The 26,200-nt window shown below is 70.6% G+C and carries 24 protein-coding genes; 17 read left to right on the forward strand and 7 right to left on the reverse strand.

Annotated features, from left to right (window positions below):
- Positions 1 to 151 precede the first annotated feature (151 nt).
- Positions 152 to 2,350: an elongation factor G-like protein EF-G2 gene (locus RKD20_RS36135; RefSeq protein WP_424883397.1), complete on the reverse strand. Its 2,199-nt coding sequence runs from the start codon at positions 2,348 to 2,350 to the stop codon at positions 152 to 154.
- A gap of 215 nt (positions 2,351 to 2,565) precedes the next feature.
- On the opposite strand from RKD20_RS36135, the gene pgsA reads away from it, so the two are divergent.
- The 15 genes from pgsA to RKD20_RS36210 all read left to right on the forward strand — a co-directional run bounded on the left by pgsA (position 2,566) and on the right by RKD20_RS36210 (position 18,243).
- Complete coding sequence (pgsA, locus tag RKD20_RS36140; RefSeq protein ID WP_424883398.1) at positions 2,566 to 3,378, forward strand: phosphatidylinositol phosphate synthase; 813 nt, start codon at positions 2,566 to 2,568, stop codon at positions 3,376 to 3,378.
- On the forward strand, positions 3,375 to 4,292 hold the full coding sequence (locus RKD20_RS36145) for a phosphatidylinositol mannoside acyltransferase (protein WP_424881368.1): 918 nt from the start codon (positions 3,375 to 3,377) through the stop codon (positions 4,290 to 4,292). The genes pgsA and RKD20_RS36145 overlap by 4 nt, the downstream gene beginning before the upstream one ends.
- Complete coding sequence (locus RKD20_RS36150; RefSeq protein ID WP_424881369.1) at positions 4,289 to 5,458, forward strand: glycosyltransferase family 4 protein; 1,170 nt, start codon at positions 4,289 to 4,291, stop codon at positions 5,456 to 5,458. The genes RKD20_RS36145 and RKD20_RS36150 overlap by 4 nt, the downstream gene beginning before the upstream one ends.
- 466 nt (positions 5,459 to 5,924) lie before the next feature.
- Positions 5,925 to 6,467, forward strand: coding sequence for a hypothetical protein (locus RKD20_RS36155; protein ID WP_424881370.1), 543 nt, complete (start codon positions 5,925 to 5,927; stop codon positions 6,465 to 6,467).
- Between the two features lie 110 nt (positions 6,468 to 6,577).
- Positions 6,578 to 7,483, forward strand: a complete 906-nt coding sequence (gene pdxS / locus RKD20_RS36160) for a pyridoxal 5'-phosphate synthase lyase subunit PdxS (protein ID WP_020117487.1) — start codon at positions 6,578 to 6,580, stop codon at positions 7,481 to 7,483.
- 6 nt (positions 7,484 to 7,489) lie between these two features.
- Positions 7,490 to 8,095 carry a pyridoxal 5'-phosphate synthase glutaminase subunit PdxT gene (gene pdxT / locus RKD20_RS36165; protein WP_020117486.1) on the forward strand — a complete coding sequence of 202 codons (606 nt, stop codon included), beginning with the start codon at positions 7,490 to 7,492 and terminating at the stop codon, positions 8,093 to 8,095.
- A 49-nt stretch (positions 8,096 to 8,144) separates the two neighbouring features.
- Positions 8,145 to 8,897 (forward strand): YebC/PmpR family DNA-binding transcriptional regulator, encoded by a 753-nt coding sequence (locus RKD20_RS36170; protein ID WP_424881371.1) that lies wholly within the window; start codon positions 8,145 to 8,147, stop codon positions 8,895 to 8,897.
- A gap of 122 nt (positions 8,898 to 9,019) precedes the next feature.
- Entirely contained in the window at positions 9,020 to 9,559 is a 540-nt protein-coding gene (gene ruvC, locus RKD20_RS36175) for a crossover junction endodeoxyribonuclease RuvC (protein WP_028807675.1), read from the forward strand.
- On the forward strand, positions 9,556 to 10,161 hold the full coding sequence (ruvA, locus tag RKD20_RS36180) for a Holliday junction branch migration protein RuvA (RefSeq protein ID WP_424881372.1): 606 nt from the start codon (positions 9,556 to 9,558) through the stop codon (positions 10,159 to 10,161). The genes ruvC and ruvA overlap by 4 nt, the downstream gene beginning before the upstream one ends.
- A gap of 10 nt (positions 10,162 to 10,171) precedes the next feature.
- On the forward strand, positions 10,172 to 11,242 hold the full coding sequence (gene ruvB / locus RKD20_RS36185) for a Holliday junction branch migration DNA helicase RuvB (protein WP_031043160.1): 1,071 nt from the start codon (positions 10,172 to 10,174) through the stop codon (positions 11,240 to 11,242).
- A gap of 173 nt (positions 11,243 to 11,415) precedes the next feature.
- Positions 11,416 to 11,925 carry a preprotein translocase subunit YajC gene (gene yajC, locus RKD20_RS36190; protein WP_020117481.1) on the forward strand — a complete coding sequence of 170 codons (510 nt, stop codon included), beginning with the start codon at positions 11,416 to 11,418 and terminating at the stop codon, positions 11,923 to 11,925.
- Positions 11,926 to 12,056: 131 nt separating this feature from the next.
- Entirely contained in the window at positions 12,057 to 13,808 is a 1,752-nt protein-coding gene (secD, locus tag RKD20_RS36195) for a protein translocase subunit SecD (RefSeq protein WP_424881373.1), read from the forward strand.
- Positions 13,809 to 13,810: 2 nt separating this feature from the next.
- Positions 13,811 to 14,923 carry a protein translocase subunit SecF gene (gene secF / locus RKD20_RS36200; protein WP_424883399.1) on the forward strand — a complete coding sequence of 371 codons (1,113 nt, stop codon included), beginning with the start codon at positions 13,811 to 13,813 and terminating at the stop codon, positions 14,921 to 14,923.
- The gene (locus RKD20_RS36205) at positions 14,920 to 15,468 is read left to right on the forward strand and encodes an adenine phosphoribosyltransferase (RefSeq protein WP_424881374.1); all 549 of its coding nucleotides are present in this window, start codon (positions 14,920 to 14,922) and stop codon (positions 15,466 to 15,468) included. The genes secF and RKD20_RS36205 overlap by 4 nt, the downstream gene beginning before the upstream one ends.
- A gap of 237 nt (positions 15,469 to 15,705) precedes the next feature.
- Positions 15,706 to 18,243, forward strand: a complete 2,538-nt coding sequence (locus RKD20_RS36210; protein ID WP_424881375.1) for a RelA/SpoT family protein — start codon at positions 15,706 to 15,708, stop codon at positions 18,241 to 18,243.
- A gap of 52 nt (positions 18,244 to 18,295) precedes the next feature.
- On the opposite strand, the gene RKD20_RS36215 is transcribed toward RKD20_RS36210, so the two are convergent.
- On the reverse strand, positions 18,296 to 19,525 hold the full coding sequence (locus tag RKD20_RS36215) for a DUF349 domain-containing protein (protein ID WP_424881376.1): 1,230 nt from the start codon (positions 19,523 to 19,525) through the stop codon (positions 18,296 to 18,298).
- 135 nt (positions 19,526 to 19,660) lie between these two features.
- A complete protein-coding gene (locus tag RKD20_RS36220) occupies positions 19,661 to 20,479 on the reverse strand; it encodes a peptidylprolyl isomerase (protein ID WP_424881377.1) in 819 nt (272 codons plus the stop codon).
- 180 nt (positions 20,480 to 20,659) lie between these two features.
- On the opposite strand from RKD20_RS36220, the gene RKD20_RS36225 reads away from it, so the two are divergent.
- Together RKD20_RS36225 and hisS are read left to right on the forward strand one after the other, a co-directional pair.
- Positions 20,660 to 21,373, forward strand: coding sequence for an MBL fold metallo-hydrolase (locus RKD20_RS36225; RefSeq protein WP_424881378.1), 714 nt, complete (start codon positions 20,660 to 20,662; stop codon positions 21,371 to 21,373).
- 11 nt (positions 21,374 to 21,384) lie between these two features.
- Complete coding sequence (gene hisS / locus RKD20_RS36230; RefSeq protein WP_424881379.1) at positions 21,385 to 22,647, forward strand: histidine--tRNA ligase; 1,263 nt, start codon at positions 21,385 to 21,387, stop codon at positions 22,645 to 22,647.
- Positions 22,648 to 22,675: 28 nt separating this feature from the next.
- Here the strand turns inward: hisS and RKD20_RS36235 are convergent, their stop codons facing one another.
- From RKD20_RS36235 to RKD20_RS36250, 4 genes are read right to left on the reverse strand one after another with little or no spacing between them, the layout of a single operon-like run.
- Positions 22,676 to 23,299, reverse strand: a complete 624-nt coding sequence (locus RKD20_RS36235) for a response regulator (protein WP_424881380.1) — start codon at positions 23,297 to 23,299, stop codon at positions 22,676 to 22,678.
- Positions 23,296 to 24,534 carry a sensor histidine kinase gene (locus RKD20_RS36240; RefSeq protein ID WP_424881381.1) on the reverse strand — a complete coding sequence of 413 codons (1,239 nt, stop codon included), beginning with the start codon at positions 24,532 to 24,534 and terminating at the stop codon, positions 23,296 to 23,298. The genes RKD20_RS36235 and RKD20_RS36240 overlap by 4 nt, the downstream gene beginning before the upstream one ends.
- Positions 24,492 to 25,337, reverse strand: coding sequence for an ABC transporter permease (locus tag RKD20_RS36245; RefSeq protein ID WP_424881382.1), 846 nt, complete (start codon positions 25,335 to 25,337; stop codon positions 24,492 to 24,494). The genes RKD20_RS36240 and RKD20_RS36245 overlap by 43 nt, the downstream gene beginning before the upstream one ends.
- Complete coding sequence (locus RKD20_RS36250) at positions 25,334 to 26,200, reverse strand: ABC transporter ATP-binding protein (protein WP_424881383.1); 867 nt, start codon at positions 26,198 to 26,200, stop codon at positions 25,334 to 25,336. Before RKD20_RS36250 ends, RKD20_RS36245 begins: the two co-directional genes overlap by 4 nt.

Below are 26,200 nucleotides of genomic sequence, written 5' to 3' on the forward strand. Positions count from 1 at the left end.
TTCGCACACCTGTTGATCAGGTCATCAGCGTATCCGTACGCGCTGACATTAATCGGCGGACGGCCGAAGCCGCCCGCCGATTCGGAGGGGAGCGTTCCAGAAACGTCACCCGAGGGGCTCCGGACGCCACTTGTGCGGCGTCCGGACCCAACTACGAGGCGGCACGCGCCTCTTCACGGATCCTCTCGGCGATCTGCGGCGGCATGGGCTCGTGCCGGGCGTAGCAGCGGCTGAAGCGCGCGGTGCCGTGCGACAGGGACCTGAGGTCCACCGCGTACCGCCCGATCTCGATCTCGGGCACCTCGGCCTTGATGAGGGTGCGACCGCCGTTGGTCTGCTCGGTGCCGAGCACCCGGCCGCGCCGCCCGGACAGGTCGCTCATCACGGCGCCCACGTAGTCGTCGCCGACCAGCACGGACACCTCGGACACCGGCTCCAGCAGATGGATCCTCGCCTCCGCCGCCGCCTCCCTGAGGGCCAGTGCCCCGGCCGTCTGGAACGCGGCGTCCGAGGAGTCCACGGAGTGCGCCTTGCCGTCCAGCAGCGTGACCCGGACGTCGATGAGCTGGTGGCCGGAGGCGACTCCCTTGGCCGCCTGCGCCCGTACGCCCTTCTCGACGGACGGGATGAACTGCCGCGGCACCGCGCCGCCGACGACCTTGTCCACGAACTCGATGCCCGAGCCGCCGGGCAGCGGCTCCACCTCGATCTCGCAGATGGCGTACTGCCCGTGGCCGCCGGACTGCTTCACATGCCGCCCGCGTCCGGCCGACTTGTCCGCGAACGTCTCCCGCAGGGACACCCGGTGCGGTACGACGTCCACCTGCACGCCGTAGCGGCTGCGCAGCCGCTCCAGCGCCACGTCGGCGTGCGCCTCGCCCAGGCACCACAGGACGACCTGGTGGGTGTCCTGGTTCTGTTCGAGCCGCATGGTCGGATCCTCGGCGACCAGTCGGGCCAGGCCCTGCGAGAGCTTGTCCTCGTCCGCCTTGCTGTGCGCCTGGATGGCGAGCGGCAGCAGCGGGTCGGGCATCTCCCACGGCTCCATGAGCAGCGGGTCGTCCTTGGCCGAAAGGGTGTCGCCGGTCTCGGCGCGGCTGAGCTTCGCCACGCACGCGAGGTCGCCCGCGATGCAGTGCGTCAGCGAGCGCTGCTGCTTGCCGAAGGGAGCGGACAGCGCGCCGATGCGTTCGTCGACGTCGTGGTCCTCGTGCCCGCGGTCGGCGAGCCCGTGCCCGGAGACATGGACCGTCTCGTCCGGACGCAGGGTCCCGGAGAAGACCCGCACCAGCGAGATGCGGCCGACATAGGGATCGGACGCCGTCTTCACGACCTCCGCGACCAGCGGCCCCTCGGTGTCGCACGCCTTGATCTCGCGCGGCTTGCCGTCGATGGTCGTGACGCCCGGCGTGGGGTGCTCGAAGGGTGTCGGGAACCCGCCCGTGATCAGCTCCAGCAGCTCGACCGTACCGAGCCCCTGCCGGGCGCCGTCGGCCGCGGGGGCGGCGGCCAGGACCGGATGGAACACCCCGCGCGCGACGGCCCGCTCCAGGTCCTCCACGAGCGTCTTGAAGTCGATCTCCTCGCCGCCCAGATAGCGGTCCATGAGGGTCTCGTCCTCGCTCTCCGAGATGATCCCCTCGATCAGCCGGTTGCGGGCCTCCTCGATCCCCGGCAGCAGGTCCTCGCCCGGCTCGGACTCCTTGCGCTCCCCGGACGAGTAGTCGAACAGCTTCTGCGACAGCAGTCCGGTCAGCCCGGTCACGGGCGCGTGCCCGTCGGGCCCCTGCGGCCCGCGCAGCGGCAGATAGAGCGGGAGCACGGCGTCGGGGTCGTCGCCGCCGAAGACCTCCGCGCAGATCCGCGTCATCTCCTCGAAGTCCGCCCGCGCGGCCTCCAGATGCGTGATCACGATCGCCCGGGGCATCCCGACGGCCGCGCACTCCTCCCACACCATGCGCGTGGAGCCGTCCACCCCGTCCGAGGCCGAGACGACGAAAAGGGCCGCGTCCGCCGCTCGCAGACCGGCCCTGAGTTCCCCGACGAAGTCGGCGTATCCGGGGGTGTCCAGAATATTGATCTTGTACCCGTCCCATTCGACGGGCACCAGGGAGAGCTGTACCGAGCGTTGCTGCCGGTGCTCGATCTCGTCGTAGTCCGAGACGGTGCCGCCGTCCTCCACGCGGCCCGCCCGGTTCACTGCCCCCGCGGTGAGTGCGAGAGCTTCCACCAATGTCGTCTTGCCCGATCCGGAGTGGCCGACCAGCACCACATTCCGTACGGACGCGGGGTGGTCGGCCGCTGTTGCCCTGCCGGCGGCTCCGGGGTGTGCGTTCGCCTTGTCGCCCATGGCCTTGCCTCCCGTGCACGGTGAGGTCTCTGTGGGCGCGGACATGCGGACCCGCGTGCGGTGCGGCTCCGGTGACGCCCGCGGTCCTTCGAGCTTTCCACTCCCGTCACGGTGCGTCCATACGACGGACGCGATCGCGCCGTGACCCGGTTGCGCCGAGCCCGTGACGCGGGCTCCGGGTGCCCGGCCGTCGCCCAGGCGCGCGCGTGGCTACGATGGGCCAGCCGGTGGCCAGCAGGGGCCGCGCGGCGACACCGACCCTCGGGAAGGCCATGCTGAACAAGTACGCGCGTGCTTTCTTCACGCGTGTTCTCACGCCGTTCGCCTCGTTTCTGATCAGAAGGGGCGTCAGCCCCGACACGGTCACCCTCCTCGGCACCGCCGGAGTGGTCGCGGGCGCGCTGGTCTTCTATCCCATGGGCGAGTTCTTCTGGGGCACGGTCGTGATCACGCTGTTCGTGTTCTCCGACCTCGTCGACGGCAACATGGCCCGTCAGCTGGGCCGTTCCAGCCGCTGGGGGGCCTTCCTGGACTCCACGCTCGACCGGGTCGCGGACGGCGCGATCTTCGGCGGCTTCGCCCTCTGGTACGCGGGCGGGGGCGACGACATCGCCCTGTGCGCGGTCTCCATCTTCTGCCTGGCCAGCGGCCAGGTGGTGTCGTACACGAAGGCCCGTGGCGAGTCGATCGGACTGCCGGTCGCCGTCAACGGCCTCGTCGAGCGTGCCGAGCGCCTGGTGATCTCGCTGGTCGCGGCCGGCCTCGCGGGCCTGCACAAGTTCGGCGTGCCCGGCATCCAGTACCTGCTGCCGGTCGCCCTGTGGATCGTCGCCGTCGGCAGCCTGGTCACGCTGATCCAGCGGGTCGTCACGGTCCGCCGGGAGTCCGCGGAGGCCGAGGAGGCCGCCGCGGACCCGGCCGCCGGCGAGCCGGGCGCCGCGGACCCGGGTGCCGCCGAGTCGGGTCCCGGCGAGGCGGACGCGGCCGGGCAGGAATCGCGGGCGCAGGGGAGCGAGGCCGCGAAGTGAGCGCCCAGGAGCGGCTGACGGACTCGCTGTACGGCCTCGGCTGGGGCGTGGTGAAGAAGCTCCCCGAGCCGGTCGCCGTGCGCCTCGGCCGCAGCATCGCCGACCTGGCCTGGAAACAGCGCGGCAAGGGTGTGCTCCGGCTGGAGAGCAACTACGCGCGCGTGCTGCCCGACGCGAGCCCCGAGCGCCTCGCCGAGCTCTCGCGCGCGGGCATGCGGTCGTATCTGCGCTACTGGATGGAGTCCTTCCGGCTGCCCGCCTGGAGCAAGGACCGCGTCAAGGCCGGCTTTGACCCCAAGGGCCTCCACCACCTCACCGACGGACTCGCCGCGGGCAAGGGCGTCATCCTCGCGCTGCCGCACATGGCCAACTGGGATCTGGCCGGCGCCTGGGTCACCACCAAGCTGGAGACACCGTTCACCACGGTCGCCGAACGGCTCAAGCCCGAGACGCTGTACGACCGTTTCGTCGCCTACCGCGAGGGCCTCGGCATGGAGGTGCTCCCGCACAGCGGCGGCACCGCCTTCGGCACGCTGGCCCGGCGGCTGCGGGACGGCGGCCTGGTCTGCCTGGTCGCCGAGCGAGATCTGTCGTCCTCCGGGGTCGAGGTGCGGTTCTTCGGCGAGGCGACCCGCATCCCCGCGGGCCCGGCCCTGCTGGCCCAGCAGACGGGCGCGCTGCTGCTGCCGGTGACACTCTGGTACGACGACTCGCCCGTCATGCAGGGACGGGTGCATCCCCCGGTCGGGGTGCCCGAGACAGGTACACGGGCCGAAAAGACGTCTGTCATGGCACAGGCGCTGGCCGATGCCTTCGCCACAGGGATCGCCGACCATCCGGAGGACTGGCACATGTTGCAGCGTTTGTGGCTGAAGGACCTCGAACCCCGCTCCTCGGACGGTGCCCGCCCGTGAGAATCGGCATCGTCTGCCCGTACTCCTGGGACGTGCCGGGTGGCGTCCAGTTCCACATCCGCGATCTCGCCGAGTACTTCATCCGTCTCGGCCACGAGGTGTCCGTGCTCGCCCCGGCCGACGACGACACCCCCCTGCCGCCGTACGTCGTCTCGGCGGGCCGCGCGGTCCCGGTGCCGTACAACGGCTCGGTGGCCCGCCTGAGCTTCGGCTTCCTGTCGGCGGCCCGGGTCCGGCGCTGGCTGCACGACGGGGAGTTCGACGTCGTCCACATCCACGAGCCGTCCTCGCCCTCGCTCGGGCTGCTGACCTGCTGGGCCGCGCAGGGACCGATCGTCGCCACGTTCCACACCTCGAACCCGCGCTCGCGCGTCATGGTCGCCGCCTACTCGATCCTCCAGGCCGCCCTGGAGAAGATCAGCGCCCGGATAGCGGTGAGCGAGTACGCCCGCCGCACCCTCGTCGAGCACCTCGGCGGCGACGCGGTGGTGATCCCGAACGGCGTGGACGTCGGCTTCTTCGCCAGGGCCGAGCCGAAGCCCGAGTGGCAGGGCGACACGATCGGTTTCATGGGCCGTATCGACGAGCCCCGCAAGGGCCTGCCGGTGCTGATGAAGGCCCTTCCGAAGATCCTCGCCGAGCGTCCGCAGACCAGGCTGCTGGTCGCCGGGCGCGGCGACGAGGAAGAGGCGGTGGAGTCCCTTCCCGAGGAACTGCGCGCGCGCGTGGAGTTCCTCGGCATGGTCAGCGACCAGGACAAGGCCCGCTTCCTGCGCAGCGTCGACCTGTACATCGCCCCCAACACCGGCGGCGAGAGCTTCGGGATCATCCTGGTCGAGGCCATGTCCGCGGGCGCCCCGGTGCTCGCCTCCGACCTCGACGCCTTCGCCCAGGTCCTCGACCACGGCGGGGCGGGCGAGCTCTTCGCCAACGAGGACGCGGACGCGCTGGCCGAGGCGGCGGTACGGCTGCTCGGCGACCCGGCGAGACTGGCCGAACTCCGCGAACGCGGCAGCGCACACGTCCGCCGCTTCGACTGGTCGACCGTCGGCGCGGACATCCTGTCGGTCTACGAAACGGTGACGTCGGGCACGGCGGCGGTGGCGACGGCGGACGACGCCCGGGGGCCGGGCTTGCGAGCGCGCCTGGGACTGGCCCGGGACTGATCGCCGCGGTGGGGGGCTGCTCGGGGTCACGGCCTTGGGGGGCGAGGCTGACTCGCCGCGTGCCGGGGCACCCGGCGAGGATGACGACATGATCGCCGGGCCGGCGGGCTGAGCGGCGTCGTGGCCCTGCGGGGCGCTGGAGGCCGGGGCCGCATCACGCGCGCCCGCATGCCCGTCACGGGCCTGGTTGTCTCGTCCCGCGCCCGGTCACCCCGTGAGGCCGCACGCCCCCTGACCGGACGACCGTACCGACGACTGGGCGGCCCTGAGGGACGGGCGGCGGCCCGCCCGACACGGCACCGGCTGACCTGCCCCCGGGAAGGCGCTGCCGACGCGGGCCTCCAGGTCCGCCGGTGACAGCCTCATGGCGGTCGGACACCCCCGCCACGCCCTCATGCCGCCCGCAGACGTCCACCCCCCTGCCTGGCCCACCCCGCCCCCACCCGCCCCGATAGCCTTGCTGCCCGTGACTGCCACCCTCATCTGGATTCTCGTCGCGCTCGTCGCGATCGGCCTTTATCTGAGCTGGACCGCGGGCCGTCTCGACCGGCTGCACGCCAGGATCGACGCCACGCGCGCGGGCCTGGACGCGCAGTTGCTCCGGCGGGCCTCCGTGGCCCAGGAGCTGGCCACCTCGGGCGTACTCGACCCGGCCGCGTCGATCGTCCTGTACGAGGCCGCGCACGCCGCCCGGCAGGCCGAGGAAGAGCAGCGGGAGGTGGCCGAGAGCGAGCTGAGCCAGGCACTGAGGGCCGTGTTCGGGGAGCCGGCCCAGGTGGAGGCGGTGCGCGAGGTGCCCGGGGGAGAGGCGGCCGCCCATGAGCTCACCGAGGCGGTACGCCGGGTGCCCATGGCCCGCCGCTTCCACAACGACGCCGTCGGAGCCGCCCGCCGGCTGCGCCAGCACCGCAAGGTCCGCTGGTTCCGCCTGGCCGGCCACGCCCCCTTCCCGATGGCCTTCGAGATGGACGACGAGCCGCCCGCGGCCCTGGTGGACCGGGCCGCGTAGACCGAACGCAAAACGATCCACCGGCTCTCCATTGGCCCTTGCTGTGGACTGGTCCGGTGGCGTTTCCTCGGTGCTGCAGCAGTCCCTATTCACTTCAGCGAGGTCAACCCGTGTCCAGCATCGAGAACCAGGCTCCCGAGACCGGCACCGCGCGCGTGAAGCGCGGCATGGCGGAGCAGCTCAAGGGCGGCGTGATCATGGACGTCGTCACGCCGGAGCAGGCGAAGATCGCGGAGGACGCGGGCGCCGTGGCCGTCATGGCTCTGGAGCGGGTGCCGGCCGACATCCGCAAGGACGGCGGCGTGGCCCGTATGTCCGACCCGGACATGATCGAGGGCATCATCGAGGCCGTCTCGATCCCGGTCATGGCAAAGTCCCGCATCGGCCACTTCGTCGAGGCCCAGGTCCTGCAGTCGCTCGGCGTCGACTACATCGACGAGTCCGAGGTCCTCACCCCGGCCGACGAGGTCAACCACAGCGACAAGTTCGCGTTCACGACCCCCTTCGTCTGCGGTGCCACCAACCTGGGCGAGGCCCTGCGCCGCATCGCCGAGGGCGCCGCGATGATCCGCTCCAAGGGCGAGGCCGGCACCGGCAACGTCGTCGAGGCCGTCCGCCACCTGCGCCAGATCAAGAACGAGATCGCCCGCCTGCGCGGCTACGACAACAACGAGCTGTACGCCGCCGCCAAGGAGCTGCGCGCCCCGTACGAGCTCGTCAGGGAGGTCGCCGAGCTCGGCAAGCTCCCCGTGGTGCTGTTCTCCGCCGGTGGTGTCGCGACCCCGGCCGACGCCGCGCTGATGCGCCAGCTCGGCGCCGAGGGTGTCTTCGTCGGCTCCGGCATCTTCAAGTCCGGCGACCCCGCCAAGCGCGCCGCCGCCATCGTGAAGGCCACCACCTTCTACGACGACCCGAAGATCATCGCGGACGCGTCCCGCAACCTCGGCGAGGCCATGGTCGGCATCAACTGCGACACCCTCCCCGAGGCCGAGCGCTACGCCAACCGCGGCTGGTAACCACTCATGAGCACTCCTGTCATAGGCGTCCTGGCCCTCCAGGGCGACGTCCGGGAGCACCTCGTGGCCCTGGCCGCGGCCGACGCCGTGGCCAGGCCGGTGCGGCGCCCCGACGAACTCGCCGAGGTGGACGGCCTCGTCATCCCCGGCGGCGAGTCCACGACGATCTCCAAGCTGGCGGTCCTGTTCGGCGTGATGGAGCCGCTCCGCGCGCGCGTGCGGGACGGCATGCCCGTCTACGGCACCTGCGCGGGGCTGATCATGCTGGCCGACAAGATCCTCGACCCGCGCTCGGGCCAGGAGACGATCGGCGGCATCGACATGATCGTGCGCCGCAACGCCTTCGGACGTCAGAACGAGTCCTTCGAAGCCGCGGTCGACGTCAAGGGAGTCCCGGGCGATCCCGTGGAAGGCGTCTTCATCCGCGCCCCCTGGGTGGAGTCCGTCGGCGCCCAGGCCGAGGTGCTCGCCGAGCACGACGGCCACATCGTCGCGGTCCGTCAGGGCGACGCGCTCGCCACGTCGTTCCACCCGGAACTGACCGGCGACCACCGCGTGCACTCCCTCTTTGTCGACATGGTGCGCGCGTACCGGACGCGGGAGTCCTTGTAGGATCTCAGGCGTTGGTTGCAGAGATGGGTTACGCGAAGGAGACAGGCAGATGTCCGGCCACTCTAAATGGGCTACGACGAAGCACAAGAAGGCCGTGATCGACGCCAAGCGCGGCAAGCTCTTCGCGAAGCTGATCAAGAACATCGAGGTCGCGGCCCGCATGGGCGGCGTCGACATCGAGGGCAACCCGACTCTCTACGACGCCATCCAGAAGGCGAAGAAGTCGTCGGTCCCGAACAAGAACATCGACTCCGCGGTCAAGCGCGGTGGCGGCCTTGAGGCCGGCGGCGCCGACTACGAGACGATCATGTACGAGGGCTACGGCCCGAACGGCGTCGCGGTGCTCATCGAGTGCCTCACCGACAACCGCAACCGCGCCGCCTCCGACGTGCGGGTCGCCATGACCCGCAACGGCGGCAACATGGCCGACCCCGGTTCGGTGTCGTACCTCTTCAACCGCAAGGGCGTCGTCGTCGTCCCCAAGGGCGAGCTCTCCGAGGACGACGTGCTCGGTGCCGTCCTGGACGCGGGCGCCGAGGAGGTCAACGACCTGGGCGAGTCCTTCGAGATCCTCAGCGAGGCCACCGACCTGGTCGCCGTCCGCACCGCCCTCCAGGACGCCGGGATCGACTACGACTCCGCCGACGCCAACTTCGTCCCGACCATGCAGGTCGAGCTGGACGAGGAGGGCGCCCGGAAGATCTTCAGGCTGATCGACGCCCTCGAGGACAGCGACGACGTCCAGAACGTCTTCGCCAACTTCGACGTCAGCGACGAGGTCATGGAGAAGGTCGACGCGTAACCCTGCCGCGAGTTGAGCGGATTTCGGCGGGCCGGTGGGACACACCCCACCGGCCCGCCGACGTTGTCGGTGGCAGCGGATAGCCTGCACAAACAGGCGATCGAAAGCGAGAGGGGGGCGTGGTGCGCGTACTCGGGGTGGACCCCGGACTGACGCGGTGCGGTGTCGGTGTGGTCGAGGGGGTCGCGGGCCGGCCGCTCACGATGATCGGCGTCGGGGTCGTACGCACGCCCGTGGACGCCGAGTTGGGGCAGCGGCTCGTCGCCGTCGAGCAGGGCATCGAGCAGTGGCTGGACGAGCACCGGCCCGAATGCGTCGCCGTGGAGCGGGTGTTCAGCCAGCACAACGTCCGTACGGTGATGGGCACCGCCCAGGCCAGCGCCGTCGCCATGCTGTGCGCCGCCCGCCGCGGCATCCCCGTCGCCCTGCACACCCCGAGCGAGGTCAAGGCCGCCGTCACCGGCAGCGGCCGCGCCGACAAGGCCCAGGTCGGCGCCATGGTCACCCGCCTGCTGCGGCTGGACGCACCCCCGAAACCGGCCGACGCCGCCGACGCCCTCGCACTCGCCATCTGCCACATCTGGCGCGCGCCCGCCCAGAACCGACTCCAGCAGGCCGTCGCCCTGCACGCAGCCACAGCACGGAAAGGCCGTACGGCATGATCGCCTTCGTGAGCGGCACCATCGCCGCACTCGCTCCCGACACCGCGGTGGTCGAGGTCGGCGGTGTCGGCATGGCGGTGCAGTGCACGCCGAACACGCTGTCGACCCTTCGCCTCGGCCAGCCGGCCAAGCTCGCCACCTCCCTCGTCGTGCGCGAGGACTCCCTCACCCTCTACGGTTTCGTCGACGACGACGAGCGCCAGACCTTCGAACTGCTCCAGACCGCCAGCGGAGTCGGCCCGCGCCTTGCCCAGGCCATGCTGGCCGTGCACGCGCCCGACGCGCTGCGCCGAGCGGTGGCCACGGGGGACGAGAAGGCGCTCATCGCCGTGCCCGGCATCGGCAAGAAGGGCGCCCAGAAGCTGCTCCTGGAGCTCAAGGACCGGCTGGGCGAGCCGATCGGCGCCCCCGCGATCGGCGCTCCCGTCACCCAGGGCTGGCGCGACCAGCTGCACGCCGCCCTGATCGGCCTCGGGTACGCCACGCGCGAGGCCGACGAGGCCGTCGCCGCCGTGACCCCGCAGGCAGAGGCGTCCGAGGGCACGCCTCAGGTCGGCCAACTGCTGAAGGCCGCCCTGCAAACCCTGAACCGCGCCCGCTAGGAGAACGTCAGTGAACTGGGACGACACCACCGACGAGACCGCCGCCGAGCGGCTCGTCGGTGCGTCCGCCGACCGTGAGGACCAGGCCGTCGAGGCCGCCCTGCGCCCCAAGGACCTGGACGAGTTCATCGGCCAGGAGAAGGTCCGCGAGCAGCTCGACCTGGTCCTGCGAGCCGCACGCGCGCGGGGCGCCACCGCCGACCATGTGCTGCTCTCCGGTGCCCCCGGCCTCGGCAAGACCACCCTCTCGATGATCATCGCGGCCGAGATGGGCGCCCCCATCCGCATCACCTCGGGCCCCGCCATCCAGCACGCCGGCGACCTCGCCGCGATCCTCTCCTCCCTCCAGGAGGGCGAGGTCCTCTTCCTCGACGAGATCCACCGCATGTCGCGGCCCGCCGAGGAGATGCTGTACATGGCGATGGAGGACTTCCGCGTCGACGTCATCGTCGGCAAGGGCCCCGGCGCCACCGCCATCCCGCTGGAGCTGCCCCCGTTCACCCTGGTCGGCGCCACCACGCGCGCGGGCCTGCTGCCGCCCCCGCTGCGCGACCGCTTCGGTTTCACCGCCCACATGGAGTTCTACGAGCCCGCCGAGCTGGAGCGCGTCATCCACCGCTCGGCCAACCTGCTCGACGTCGAGATCGGCTCCGAGGGCGCCGCCGAGATCGCGGGCCGCTCCCGCGGAACACCCCGTATCGCCAACCGCCTGCTGCGCCGGGTCCGGGACTACGCCCAGGTCAAGGCCGACGGGATCATCACCCGCGACATCGCCGCGGCCGCGCTCAAGGTCTACGAGGTCGACGCCCGCGGCCTCGACCGGCTCGACCGCGGGGTCCTGGAGGCCCTGCTCAAGCTCTTCGGCGGCGGCCCGGTCGGCCTGTCCACGCTCGCGGTCGCGGTGGGGGAGGAGCGCGAGACCGTCGAAGAAGTGGCCGAGCCCTTCCTCGTACGGGAGGGCCTGCTCGCCCGCACCCCGCGCGGACGCGTCGCCACACCCGCCGCATGGGCACATCTCGGCCTCACCCCGCCCCGCTCGGCGTCCACAGGAAACGGACAACAGGACCTGTTCGGGACGTGATGCCTTTGTGACGGCGAAGCATTGGCCGGGTCCGGAACCCTGGTGCGATGCTGAGCGTTGTTCCCTGCGCGCGGACTCGCTTAGACTCCGCCGATGCCGCCTTTGTCGGCGGCATACATACCCCCAACCATCAGGCCGCTCTCTTCGCGGTCGCGTGAAGGAAGTACCGACCCGTGAGTCTCGTGACCCTCCTCCCGTTCATCGTGCTCATCGGGGCCATGTTCCTGATGACCCGCTCGGCCAAGAAGAAGCAGCAGCAGGCCGCGAGCATGCGGAACGACATGCAGCCCGGCAGCGGCGTCCGCACCATCGGGGGCATGTACGCCACGGTGAAGGAGGTCAACGAGGACACGGTCCTCCTCGACGCCGCTCCCGGCGTCGATCTTCTCTTCGCGAAGAACTCCATCGGTGCCGTGCTCACGGACGACGAGTACAACCGCATCGTGCACGGCATCGAGCACGACCTGAAGTCCGACTCCGACGTCGTCCCGGACGACGCCTCCTCCCTCACCGAGACCGACGAGTCCGCCGACGAAGCTGCCGCCGCCTCCGACGAGAAGTCCGTCGACCTCGGTAAGAAGGACACGGCCGAGGAGCCCGCCGACGACGCGCCCGCCGAGGCCGCCGAGGCGAAGTCGGACGACGAGCCGAAGAAGACCGACGGCGACTCCGACGCGAAGTAGTCGCACTCCGGGGTGCGCGCCACCAGCTCGGCGCGCCCCGGACCTGCGCGGCTCGCACGGGATCCCGACACCAGTCATGGCCGCCCGCCCGCCGACCGGCGCGAGAGCGGCCCGAGAGGGAGTACGAGAAGGTGGCAGCACCTAAAAGGGGCCGGAGCGCGAGTGCCCAGAGCAAGCCAGGGCGCGCGCTGGCCCTGATCCTGATCGCCATCGTGGCGCTCACCGGTGGAATGTTCCTCTCCGGACACACCACCCCGCGTCTCGGCATCGACCTTGCCGGAGGCACCAGCATCACGCTGGAGGCCAAGGCCGACCAAGGGTCCGCGATCAACAAGGCCAACATGGACACCGCGGTCGAGATCATGAACCGCCGTGTCAACGGCCTGGGCGTCTCCGAGGCGGAGGTGCAGACCCAGGGTGACCGCAACATCATCGTGAACATCCCCAAGGGCACCAACTCCAGGGAGGCCCGCGACCAGGTCGGCACCACCGCCAAGCTGTACTTCCGTCCGGTCCTGGCCCAGGAGGCCACCGGCGCCGCGGCCGCCACGCCGAGCCCGTCCGCCAGCGGCTCCTCGACCGCCTCGCCGAGCCCCTCCCCGAGCAAGTCCGGCACCGGCGAGAAGGCGACCTCGTCGTCCTCCCCGTCGGCCACCGCCACCTCGCAGGGCCGCGCCGTCACCGACGCGCTGAAGGCCGACGCCACGCCGTCGGCCTCCGCGAGCGCGTCGAGCTCCGCTGCCCCGTCGGCCCCCGCGAGCACCGCTCCGTCCGCCGCCCAGGCCAAGCTCCAGGCCCAGTACACCGCTTTGGACTGCTCCAAGAAGGCGCAGCGCACCACCGCGGGCCATGGCGCCAAGCCCAGCGACACCACCGTGGGCTGCGGCGAGAACTCCGGCGTCTGGTACAAGTACCTGCTCGGTCCGGCCGCCGTCGCCGGCACCGAGGTCAAGAAGGCCCAGGCGGTCTTCGACACCCAGACCGCCGCCGGCTGGCAGGTCACCATGACCTTCAACAGCAAGGGCGCCAAGAAGTTCGCGGACATCACGGGCCAGCTCGCGAAGAACACCCAGCCGCAGAACGAGTTCGGCATCGTCCTCGACGGCCAGGTCGTCTCCAGCCCGACCGTGAGCACCTCGATCACCGGCGGCAGCGCCCAGATCTCCGGCAGCTTCACGCAGGACGAGGCCCAGAACCTCGCCAACATGCTGTCGTACGGCGCCCTCCCGCTCTCCTTCAAGGAGCAGAGCGTGACCACGGTGACCGCGGCGCTCGGCGGTGACCAGCTGCACGCCGGTCTCCTCGCCGGTGCCATCGGTCTCTTCCTGGTCGTCATCTACCTGGTGGCCTACTACCGGGGCCTGTCCGTCGTCGCGATGGCCTCGCTGCTCGTCTCCGGCATCCTCACCTACGTGCTCATGGCGCTGCTCGGCCCGGCCATCGGCTTCGCGCTGAACCTGCCGGCCGTGTGCGGTGCCATCGTCGCCATCGGCATCACCGCGGACTCGTTCATCGTCTACTTCGAACGCATAAGGGACGAGATCCGCGAGGGACGCTCGCTGCGCCCCGCCGTCGAGCGGGCCTGGCCGCGTGCCCGGCGCACCATCCTGGTCTCCGACTTCGTGTCGTTCCTCGCCGCCGCGGTGCTGTTCATCGTGACGGTCGGCAAGGTCCAGGGCTTCGCGTTCACGCTCGGTCTGACCACCGTGCTCGACGTGGTGGTGGTCTTCTTCTTCACCAAGCCGCTGATGACGCTGCTGGCCCGCCGGAAGTTCTTCGCGAGCGGCAGCAAGTGGTCCGGCCTCGACCCGAAGAGCCTGGGTGCCAAGCCGCCGCTGCGCCGTACCCGCCGTCCCGCCCCCGCCCACACGAAGGAGGCGTGAGCATGTCGAAACTCGGCAACCTCGGAGCCCGACTGCACCGTGGCGAGATCAGCTACGACTTCATCGGTCACCGCAAGCTCTGGTACGGCATCTCGATCCTGATCACCATCACGGCGATCCTGGGCCTCGCGGTACGCGGCCTCAACATGGGCATCGACTTCCAGGGCGGCGCGGTCTTCACCACCGAGAAGACCAGCGTCTCGGTCTCCCAGGCCGAGGACTTCGCGAAGGAAGCCTCCGGCCATGACGCCGTGGTGCAGAAGCTCGGCAACGGCACGCTGCGCATCCAGATCGCCGGCATGGACACCCAGCAGTCCGACCAGATCAAGACGGACCTGGCCAAGGACTTCAAGGTCGACCCGGAGACCATCGCCGCCGACCTGGTCGGACCCAGCTGGGGCGACCAGATCGCCAACAAGGCCTGGCAGGGTCTGGCGATCTTCATGGTCCTCGTCGTGATCTATCTGGCGATCGCCTTCGAGTGGCGCATGGCCATCGCGGCGCTCGTCGCCCTGATCCACGACATCACCATCACCGTCGGCATCTACGCCCTCGTCGGCTTCGAGGTCACGCCGGGCACGGTGATCGGTCTGCTGACCATCCTCGGCTACTCGCTCTACGACACGGTGGTCGTCTTCGACTCCCTCAAGGAGCAGACCAAGGACATCACCAAGCAGAACCGCTGGACCTACAGCGACATCGCCAACCGCTCGATCAACGGCACCCTGGTCCGCTCGATCAACACCACGGTGGTCGCGCTGCTTCCGGTGGCGGGCCTGCTGTTCATCGGTGGCGGTTTCCTCGGCGCGGGCACGCTCAACGACATCTCGCTGTCGCTGTTCGTCGGTCTCGCCGCCGGCGCGTACTCCTCGATCTTCATCGCCACCCCGCTCGTCGCCGACCTCAAGGAGCGCGAGCCGGCCATGAAGGCCCTCAGGAAGCGGGTCCTGGCCAAGCGCTCGCAGGCCACCGCCGAGGAGGAACTCGCGGAGGTCCGCGGCGACTTCTCGGACGAGGGTGAGCCGGAGGACTCCGCGCACGCGGTCGTCGGTCCGCGCACCCAGCCCGCCTCCCGCGGCCGTGGCCGTGGCCGTCCGTCGGGCAAGCGCCGATGACCGGCCTCGTAGACGTCACGGAGCTGCTGCTCAGCCGTATCCGCGATGTGGCCGACTACCCGGAGCCGGGGGTGATGTTCAAGGACATCACCCCGCTCCTGGCGGACCCGGCGGCGTTCACGGCGCTGACCGACGCGCTGGCCGCGGTCGCCGCGAACACCGGCGCCACGAAGATCGTCGGTCTGGAGGCCCGGGGCTTCATCCTCGGCGCCCCGGTCGCCGTCCGCGCGGGGCTGGGCTTCATCCCCGTGCGCAAGGCGGGCAAGCTCCCCGGGGCGACCCTCAGCCAGGCGTACGACCTGGAGTACGGCTCGGCGGAGATCGAGGTGCACGCGGAGGACCTGTCCGCCGACGACCGCATCCTGATCGTCGACGACGTGCTGGCCACGGGCGGCACCGCCGAGGCGTCCATCGAGCTGATCCGCCGCGCGGGCGCCGAGGTGGCGGGCCTCGCGGTGCTCATGGAGCTGGGCTTCCTGGGCGGGCGGGCCCGTCTGGAGCCGGCCCTTTCGGGCGCCCCGCTGGAAGCGCTGCTGGTGGTCTGATCGCCGACAGCACCCCGCATGCATCGCGCAACGGCCGTTCCGGGAGACCGGGACGGCCGTCGCGCATGGGGGGAGCGAGGCGGTCGCCCGATCCGGCGGAGTGCCGACGGCAGTCCCTCGTGTTCCAGAGGTAGACGACCCTCACATCGGCCTGCAGGCGATGCCGGGGCGCAGGATCGCTACCATGGGTTCTCCGGAGCCTGACCGGGGGATTCGGAACGCGCACGAGGAGTCCTCTTGCCAGACGAGGCCCAGCCACTGACCGCCGCCAAGCCCGAGCCCGGCTCGGCGCCCGCGGCGAAGCCCGCGCCGGACGCGAAGACCGCGACGAACGACGTCCGCGTGCCGGTCGAGCACGCCCAGTCCGCGCCCGTCGACAAGCCGGCCGAGCCGCCCCGGCCCAAGCCCGCCTCGCCCGAGCCCGCCGACTCGGCGACCCCGGCGGCCCGCACGAACACGGGCCAGCCCGCCCGCACCGGCTCCTCCAACCGCGTCCGTGCCCGTCTCGCCCGTCTCGGCGTCCAGCGCTCCAACCCGTACAACCCGGTCCTGGAGCCCCTGCTGCGGATAGTGCGCAGCAACGACCCGAAGATCGAGACCGCGACCCTGCGCCAGATCGAGAAGGCGTACCAGGTCGCGGAGCGCTGGCACCGCGGTCAGAAGCGCAAGAGCGGCGACCCGTACATCACGCACCCCCTCGCGGTGACCACGATCCTCGCCGAGCTCGGCATGGACCCGGCGACCCTGATGGCCGGGCTGCTCCACGACACCGTCGAGGACACCGAGTACGGCCTGGACCAGCTCCGCCGCGACTTCGGCGACTCGGTCGCGCTGCTCGTCGACGGCGTCACCAAGCTGGACAAGGTCAAGTTCGGTGAGGCCGCGCAGGCGGAGACCGTGCGCAAGATGGTCGTGGCCATGGCCAAGGACCCGCGCGTCCTGGTCATCAAGCTCGCCGACCGGCTGCACAACATGCGCACCATGCGCTACCTCAAGCGCGAGAAGCAGGAGAAGAAGGCGCGCGAGACGCTGGAGATCTACGCGCCGCTCGCCCACCGCCTCGGCATGAACACCATCAAGTGGGAGCTGGAGGACCTCGCCTTCGCGATCCTCTACCCCAAGATGTACGACGAGATCGTACGGCTGGTGGCCGAGCGGGCGCCGAAGCGTGACGAGTACCTGGCCATAGTGACCGACGAGGTCCAGTCCGACCTGCGCGCGGCCCGGATCAAGGCCACCGTCACCGGCCGCCCGAAGCACTACTACAGCGTCTACCAGAAGATGATCGTCCGCGGTCGCGACTTCGCGGAGATCTACGACCTGGTCGGCATCCGCGTCCTCGTCGACACCGTCCGCGACTGCTATGCCGCCCTCGGCACCGTGCACGCGCGATGGAACCCGGTCCCCGGCCGGTTCAAGGACTACATCGCGATGCCCAAGTTCAACATGTACCAGTCGCTGCACACGACGGTCATCGGGCCGAACGGCAAGCCGGTCGAACTGCAGATCCGCACCTTCGACATGCACCGCCGCGCCGAGTACGGCATCGCCGCGCACTGGAAGTACAAGCAGGAGGCCGTAGCCGGCACCTCCAAGGTCCGTTCGGACCAGCCGAGGACCACCGGCAAGGACGACCACCTCAACGACATGGCGTGGCTGCGTCAGCTCCTCGACTGGCAGAAGGAGACCGAGGACCCCGGCGAGTTCCTGGAGTCCCTGCGCTTCGACCTCTCGCGCAACGAGGTCTTCGTCTTCACCCCCAAGGGCGACGTCATAGCGCTGCCGGCGGGTGCCACCCCGGTGGACTTCTCGTACGCGGTGCACACCGAGGTGGGCCATCGCACCATAGGAGCCCGCGTCAACGGCCGTCTCGTACCGCTGGAGTCGACCCTGGACAACGGCGACCTCGTCGAGGTCTTCACGTCCAAGGCGCCCGGGGCCGGGCCGTCCCGGGACTGGCTGAACTTCGTGAAGTCGCCGCGGGCGCGCAACAAGATCCGTGCCTGGTTCTCCAAGGAGCGCCGCGACGAGGCGATCGAGCAGGGCAAGGACTCCATCGTCCGCGCGATGCGCAAGCAGAACCTGCCGATCCAGCGCATCCTCACGGGTGACTCCCTGGTCACCCTCGCGCACGAGATGCGGTACTCGGACATCTCCGCGCTGTACGCGGCGATCGGTGAGGGCCATGTCTCCGCGCAGAACATCGTGCAGAAGCTGGTCCAGGCGCTCGGCGGCGAGGAGGCGGCCACCGAGGAGATCGACGAGTCGGTCCCGCCGTCCCACGGCCGCGGGCGCAAGCGGCGTACCAACGCCGACCCCGGTGTCGTCGTCAAGGGCGTCGAGGACGTGTGGGTCAAGCTGGCCCGCTGCTGCACCCCCGTCCCGGGCGACCCGATCATCGGCTTCGTCACCCGGGGTAGTGGCGTATCGGTTCACCGCAACGACTGCGTCAACGTGGAGTCACTGTCCCGGGAGCCCGAGCGCATCCTCGAGGTCGAGTGGGCGCCCACGCAGTCCTCGGTCTTCCTGGTCGCCATCCAGGTCGAGGCCCTGGACCGCTCCCGGCTCCTGTCCGACGTCACCCGCGTCCTGTCCGACCAGCACGTCAACATCCTCTCCGCGGCCGTCCAGACCTCCCGCGACCGCGTCGCCACCTCCCGCTTCACCTTCGAGATGGGCGACCCGAAGCACCTCGGTCACGTCCTGAAGGCGGTCAGGGGAGTCGAGGGCGTGTACGACGTGTACCGCGTGACCTCGGCGCGGAGCCGGTCGTAGGACACACGAAAGGGCCCCGGGAAACCGGGGCCCTTTCGCAGGTACGGCCTTGTCAGCCGCCGAACTCCTCAAGACCCTTGAGCGCCTGGTCCAGGAGTGCCTGGCGGCCCTCCAGCTCACGCTCCAGCTTGTCGGCCCTGGCGTTGTTGCCCTGGGCGCGGGCCTGGTCGATCTGGCCCCGGAGCTTGTCCACGGCGGCCTGGAGCTGGCCGGTCAGACCCGCGGCACGCGCGCGTGCCTCCGGGTTGGTCCGGCGCCACTCGGTCTCCTCGGCCTCCTGGAGGGCGCGCTCGACCGCGTGCATCCGGCCCTCGACCTTCGGCCGGGCGTCCCGCGGGACGTGGCCGATGGCCTCCCAGCGCTCGTTGAGCGTGCGGAAGGCGGCGCGGGCGCTCTTCAGGTCGCCGATCGGCAGGAGCTTCTCGGCCTCCTCGGCCAGCTCCTCCTTCAGCTTGAGGTTCTCGGTCTGCTCGGCGTCCCGCTCGGCGAAGACCGAACTGCGGGCGGCGAAGAACACGTCCTGGGCGCCGCGGAAGCGGTTCCACAGGTCGTCCTCGTGCTCGCGCTGGGCGCGGCCCGCGGCCTTCCACTCGGCCATCAGCTCGCGGTAGCGCGCGGCCGTCGGACCCCAGTCCGTCGACCCGGACAGCGCCTCGGCCTCGCCGACCAGCCGCTCCTTGGTCCTGCGGGCCTCCTCGCGCTGCGCGTCCAGCGACGCGAAGTGGGCCTTGCGGCGCTTGGAGAAGGCCGAGCGGGCGTGCGAGAAGCGGTGCCACAGCTCGTCGTCGGACTTGCGGTCCAGGCGCGGCAGCCCCTTCCAGGTGTCCACCAGCGCGCGCAGCCGCTCACCGGCGGCCCGCCACTGGTCGGACCGGGCCAGCTCCTCCGCCTCGACGACCAGCGCCTCCTTGGCGTGCCGGGCCTCGTCGGACTGCTTCGCGCGCTGCTGCTTGCGCTCCTCGCGGCGCTTGTCGACGGTCTCCACGAGCTTGTCCAACCGCACCTTGAGCGCTTCCAGGTCGCCGACCGCGTGATGCGCGTCGACCTGCTCGCGGATGTGGTCGATGGCCGCAGAAGCGTCCTTCGCCGACAGGTCGGTGGTCTTCACCCGCTTCTCGAGGAGGCCGATCTCGACAACCAGGCCCTCGTACTTGCGCTCGAAGTAGGCCAGGGCTTCCTCGGGGGAGCCGGCCTGCCAGGAACCGACGACCTGCTCGCCGTCGGCCGTACGCACGTACACGGTCCCCGTCTCGTCGACGCGGCCCCACGGGTCGCTGCTCACAGCGCCTCCTCCACATGATGCCTGCGGGAGGCTTCCCCGCCCCCGGGCATCGTCCACAGTTTCGTCACGGCCAACATAGGCGACCAGCGGGTTGCCTGTCCGCATCCCGCGCGACCGAAATTCCGCACTTGACGGTCAGGATTTGGTGACCGTCGCCTTGTTGATCACGACGGTCGCGTTCGGCGCGCCGTCGCCCGCGCCGGTGCTCTCACCGGCCGCGGCGATCTTCTTCAGCACCTTCATACCGGATTCCGAGATGGTCCCGAACGGGGTGTAGCTCGGGGGCAGCTGGCTGTCCTGGTAGACGAGGAAGAACTGGCTGCCTCCAGTGTGCGCCTGCCCGGTGTTCGCCATCGCGACGGTGCCCGCCGGGTAGACGTTGGACTTGAGGCTCTTGTCCTTCAGATTCTCGTCCGGGATGGTGTAGCCCGGTCCGCCGCTGCCGGAGCCCGTGGGGTCGCCGCACTGCAGGACGTAGATGCCGTTGGTGGTGAGCCGGTGGCACTTGGTGTGGTCGAAGAAGCCCTTGTTCGCGAGGAAGTCGAACGAGTTCACGGTGTGCGGGGCCGCCGACGTCTTCAGCGCGATGTCGATCTTCCCGCACGTCGTCGCGAGGTCAAGCGTGTACTTGGCCGACTTGTCGATGGACATCGCCGGCTCCTTCTTCCAGCTCTGCGTCTCGACCTTGCCGGCGGCCGGCTTGTCGCACGGGTCCGGCGCCTTGCTGGTCGCCGCCGCGCTGGGGCTCGTCGCGGAGCTCGCGTTGGCCTTGTCGTCGTCCTTCATGACCCCGGAGGTGTAGAGCGCGAGGCTGCCCACCAGGATCACGCCGAGCACCGACGCGATCACAGAGTTGCGTACACGGGCCTTGCGTCGCGCCTCCGTGCGCCGCTGCTGCTGCCGCAAGAACTTCTCCCGCGCGAGCTGCCGCTTCCGCTGTTCCTGGGTGACCACGGGGTTCTCTCCTCATGCGTCTCGTACGCCGACCGGTACGCATGCGTCCTATGAACCGACCGCCTGCGTGTGCCCCGTACCGTATATGGGTTCGCTGAGGAATCGGCAGCGCCGGTAGGCTCTGACCACTGGGGCAGCCGCCCGGAAGACCGCCCGTACCGACACAAAACGAGGACGATCGTGCTCATTGCCGGGTTCCCCGCCGGGGCCTGGGGGACGAACTGTTATCTCGTCGCCCCCGCCGCCGGCGAGGAGTGCGTGATCATCGACCCCGGCCACCAGGCCGCCGAAGGCGTCGAGGAAGCACTGAGAAAGCATCGGCTCAAGCCCGTCGCGGTCGTCCTCACGCACGGCCACATCGACCACGTGGCCTCGGTCGTCCCGGTGTGCGGAGCGCACGGAGTACCGGCGTGGATCCACCCCGAGGACCGCTACATGATGAAGGACCCGTCGATGGGGCTCGGGCGTTCCATCGGGATGCCGCTCATGGGCGAGATCACCGTGGGCGAGCCGGACGACGTCAAGGAGCTGACCGACGGCGCGAAGCTGGAGCTGGCGGGCCTGGAGCTGTCCGTCGCGCACGCGCCGGGCCATACCAAGGGGTCGGTGACCTTCCGGATGCCCGAGACCGCGGAGATCCCTTCCGTGTTCTTCTCCGGGGATCTGCTCTTCGCCGGCTCCATCGGACGCACCGACCTGCCTGGCGGTGACATGGCCGAGATGCTCGACTCGCTGGCCCGCGTGTGCCTGCCGCTCGACGACTCGACCGTGGTGCTGTCGGGCCACGGCCCCCAGACGACCATCGGCCAGGAGCGTGCCACCAACCCGTATCTGCGGGACGTGGCCGCCGGCCAGGGAGAGGGTTCGCACACCCCTCCCCGACGAGGAATGTGACGAGAGACTTCGTGAGCACCTTTCAGGCCCCCAAGGGCACGTACGACCTGATCCCGCCGGACAGCGCCAGGTTCCTGGCCGTCCGTGAGGCGATCGCCGCTCCGCTGCGCACCTCGGGCTACGGCTACATCGAGACGCCCGGCTTCGAGAGCGTCGAGCTGTTCGCGCGCGGGGTCGGTGAGTCCACCGACATCGTGACCAAGGAGATGTACGCCTTCGAGACCAAGGGCGGCGACAGGCTGGCCCTGCGCCCCGAGGGCACGGCCTCCGTGCTGCGCGCGGCGCTGGAGGCGAACCTGCACAAGACGGGCAACCTGCCGGTCAAGCTCTGGTACTCCGGCTCCTACTACCGCTACGAGCGCCCCCAGAAGGGCCGTTACCGGCACTTCTCCCAGGTCGGCGCCGAGGCGATCGGCGCCGAGGACCCGGCGCTGGACGCCGAGCTGCTCATCCTGGCCGACCAGGCGTACCGCTCGCTGGGCCTCAGGAACTTCCGCATCCTGCTCAACAGCCTGGGCGACAAGGAGTGCCGGCCGGTGTACCGGGCCGCGCTCCAGGACTTCCTGCGCAGACTGGACCTCGACGAGGACACCCTGCGCCGGGCGGAGATCAACCCGCTGCGGGTCCTCGACGACAAGCGCGAGTCGGTCCAGAAGCAGCTCGGGGACGCCCCGTTGCTGCGGGACTACCTGTGCGACGCCTGCAAGGCGTACCACGAGGAGGTCCGTGAGCTGATCACCGCGGCGGGCGTGGCCTTCGAGGACGACCCGAAGCTGGTGCGCGGCCTCGACTACTACACCCGTACCACCTTCGAGTTCGTCCACGACGGTCTGGGCTCCCAGTCCGCGGTGGGCGGCGGCGGCCGGTACGACGGTCTGTCGGAGATGATCGGCGGCCCCGCCCTGCCGTCCGTCGGCTGGGCCCTCGGCGTCGACCGCACGGTCCTCGCCCTGGAGGCGGAGGGCGTCGAGCTCGAACTCCCCTCCACCACGGCCGTGTTCGCGGTACCGCTGGGGGAGGAGGCCCGCCGGATCCTCTTCGCGAAGGTCACCGAACTGCGCAAGGTGGGCATCGCGGCGGACTTCTCCTACGGCGGCAAGGGCCTCAAGGGCGCCATGAAGAACGCCAACCGCAGCGGTGCCCGCTACACCGTCGTCGCCGGCGAACGCGACCTCGCCGAGGGCGTCGTACAGCTCAAGGACATGGAGTCCGGGGAGCAGTCGGCGATCGGGGTCAACGAGATCGTGGCGGAGCTGGAGTCACGCCTGGGCTGAGCGCGCGGGAGTGAGGGGGCATGCCCCCTCACTCCAACAGCCCGAACCGCATGGCGCTCGTCACCGCCGCCGTCCGGTCGTCGACCCCCAACTTGGCGAAGGCGCGCAGGAGATGGGTCTTCACCGTCGACTCGCCGATGTACAGCCTGCGGCCGATCTCCGCGTTCGTGCAGCCCTCCGCCACCAGGCGCAGCACCGCCGTCTCGCGCTCCGAGAGCCGGGGCCGTTCCGGCCTGGCGCGCAACTGGTCGACCAGTCGGGCGGCGACCGTGGGCGCCAGGACCGTCTCGCCGCGCGCGGCGGCCCGTACCGACTCCGCCAGTTCGGCGCGGGGCAGGTCCTTGAGGAGATAGCCGGCCGCTCCCGCCTCCACGGCCCGCAGGATGTCCCGGTCCGTCTCGTACGTCGTCAGGACGATCACCCGGCAGGGCAGACCCGCCTGCGTCATCCGCGCGATCGACTCCACGCCCGAGCCGCCCGGCATCCGCAGGTCCATCAGCACGATGTCGGGCCGGAGTTCCGCGGCCAGCGCCTCCGCCTGCGGCCCGCTGGACGCGTCGGCGACCACCTCCAGGTCCGGCTCCGCCGTCAGCATGGCCCGCAGGCCCTCCCGTACGACGGGGTGGTCGTCGGCCAGGATGATCCGGATCATGAACAGCTCCTCGGGGGCGGTACGGGCAGACGGACGGTGACCGTGGTGCCGTCGCCGGGCGCGCTGTGCACCCGGACCGTCCCGCCGACCTCGGCGGCGCGGGAGCGGAGCCCCGCCAGACCGTAGCCGTCACGGACGGCCCCCGGGTCGAAGCCGTGACCGTCGTCCCGTACGAAGAGGGTGAGGCTGTCGTCGGCGTAGGCGAGTCCGATTCCCACCGCTGCCGAACTTCCCGCGTGCTTACGGCAGTTCGTGAGTGCCTCCTGGCACGAGCGCAGGGCGACGACCTCGGCTCCCGCGGGCAGCGGACGGACCTGTCCGGTCACGTCGAGCCTCGCCGCGTGCCGGGCCGCCAGCCTGCCCAGGGCGTCCGGCAGCGAGGAACCCTCCAGGTCGGCGGGGGTCCCGTCGGCGACCAGGGCCCGCGCCTCGGCGAGGTTCAGCCGGGCCGTCTCGTCCATCAGGGCCAGATGCCGGCGGGCCTGCGGCACGTCGTGGTCGAGCTCGGCCTCCACGGCCTGGATCAGCATCAGCAGGCTGGTGAAGCCCTGTGCGAGGGTGTCGTGGATCTCCCGGGCCATCCGCTCCCGCTCGGTCAGTGCTCCGTGCGCCGCCGACAGGCGCGAGACCTCGTGCCGGCTGGTGTCCAACTCGGCGATCAGGGCGGCCCGTTCCTGGCTCTGCTCGATGATCCGGATGACATAGCTGCCGAGGGCCACCGAGAAGACCAGGGTGACGACGGCGAACAGGCCGTTGAAGAAGACGTCCTGGTCGCTCGGCCACCACAACAGGGCCCAGCCCACCACGGGCGCGAGGCTGATCACGGCCACGGCGGTCAGCGCCCACCGCATCCGCAGTGTCATGAAGCACTGCGGCACCAGGGCGAAGGTCATCAGCCGGGTCTCGCCCACCAGGATCGCCGACGGCAGGAACAGCGCCATCATCGCGCCGAGATAGGCGAGGGCCTTGCGCGCGTCGGGCGGATCCTGCCGGAGCAGGGGACGCCCGACCCGTACGAAGAGCGGGACCAGCGGCACCAGCAGCGCCGCCGCGGTGACACGGACCGGCCACCCGGGATACCCGGTGCCCAGCACGAACACCAGGGTGGCCAGCCAGATCAACGCGAAGTAGGTGTCCCAGAGCCGGAAGGAGCGGTCCCAGGAGTACGCGCCCCCGGCGTCCGCCGGACCGTTCACCCCGCGCGCCGGGTCTTCCACCGGAAGGTCAGCAGACACAGCAGCAATCCTCCGACGCACCACGCCCCCAGCACCAGGGCGGTGCGCCCGAACTCCCAGCCCCCGGCCTGCTCCAGGACCTGCGCGGAGTCCGGCAGGAACACCCCGCGCAGCCCCTGGCACATCCACTTCAGCGGGAACAGCGCGCCGACGTTCAGCATCCAGTCGGGGATCGTGTCGATCGCGATGTACACCCCGGAGATGAACTGGAGGACCAGGAAGGGCAGGACGACCACGGAACTCGCGCTCTTGCTGGACTTGGGCACCGAACTGACCGCGATGCCGAGCAGCGCGCACGCCGTGAGACCGAGCACGAAGATCCAGGCGAAGGCGAACCACCTGCCCGCGTCCGAGGGCAGAGCGACGTCGTAGAGCGTGGTGCCGACGAGGAGCAGGATCGCCGTCTCCAGGATGCCGGTGACGAGAACCAGCCAGATCTTGCCGAGGAAGTACGCCGCCGGCGGCATCGGGGTTCCGCGCAGCCGGCGCAGCACCTTCTCGTCCCGCTCCACGGCGATCGAGACGCCGAGCGACTGGAAGCTCGTCGACATGATGCCGGCGGCCATCATCGCGGGTACGTACAGCTGCGAGGCCTTGATGCCGGCCCCCTCCACGTCGTCGCTGAAGATCGACGCGAACAGGAACAGGAAGACCACCGGGAAGGCGAAGGTGAACACCACCTGGTCGCGCTGGCGGAAGAACTGTTTGATCTCCAGGGCGCCCCGCCGCATCCCGAGCCCCCAGACGCCGGGCAGCCTCGCGTCACGAGCATCGGTCCGGGATCGTACGGCGGTCGTGGTCATCGCGCGTCCTCCTGTCCGGTGAGCCGGAGGTAGACGTCCTCCAGCGTGGGGCGGCTGACCTGGAGCCCCGGGATCTCGCCGTCGAAGCGGCGCATCAGCTCGGCGACCGTCCTGGTCGGGGTGTCCGTGGGCACCGCGCGCGGGGCGCCGTCCTGCTCGGTCCACTCGACGGTGGCACCGGAGCCGTACCGCTCCCGCAGGGCGGCCGGCTCGCCCTCGGCGACGACCCTGCCCCGGGAGACCACGGCCAGCCGGTCGGCGAGCGCCTCGGCCTCCTCCAGGTAGTGCGTGGTGAGCAGGATCGTCGTGCCCTCGACGGACAGCCTGCGGATCAGGTCCCAGAACTGGCGCCGGGCCGCCGGGTCGAAACCGGTCGTCGGCTCGTCCAGGAGCAGCAGCTCGGGGTCGCCGATCACGCCGAGCGCCACGTCGAGGCGCCGGCGCTGACCGCCCGACAGGGCCTTGATCCGGCTGCCCGCCTTGCCCTCCAGGCCCACCAGCCCGATGACCTCCTCGGGGTCCCGGGGCCTCGGGTAGTAGTGGGCGAAATGCCGGACGGTCTCCACGACCGTCAACTCGGCGGGTGCGGATTCGTCCTGCCAGACGATTCCCACCCGGGATCGCCACGCGCGCGTGCCGTGCGCCGGGTCGGCGCCGAGCACGGACACCTCGCCCGCGTCCCGGTCCCGGTTGCCCTGGAGGATCTCCACCGTGGTGCTCTTGCCCGCGCCATTGGGTCCGAGCAGGCCGAACACCTCGCCCCTGCGGATACCGAGATCGATCCCGTCGACCGCGGTCACGTCGCCGTACTGCTTGCGCAGCCCTCGAACGTCCACCGCGAGCTCGTTCGCGTGTGTGGTCAT

It is taken from the genome of Streptomyces sp. SLBN-8D4 (assembly GCF_049739545.1).
GTDB classification, from domain to species: domain Bacteria; phylum Actinomycetota; class Actinomycetes; order Streptomycetales; family Streptomycetaceae; genus Streptomyces; species Streptomyces canus_C.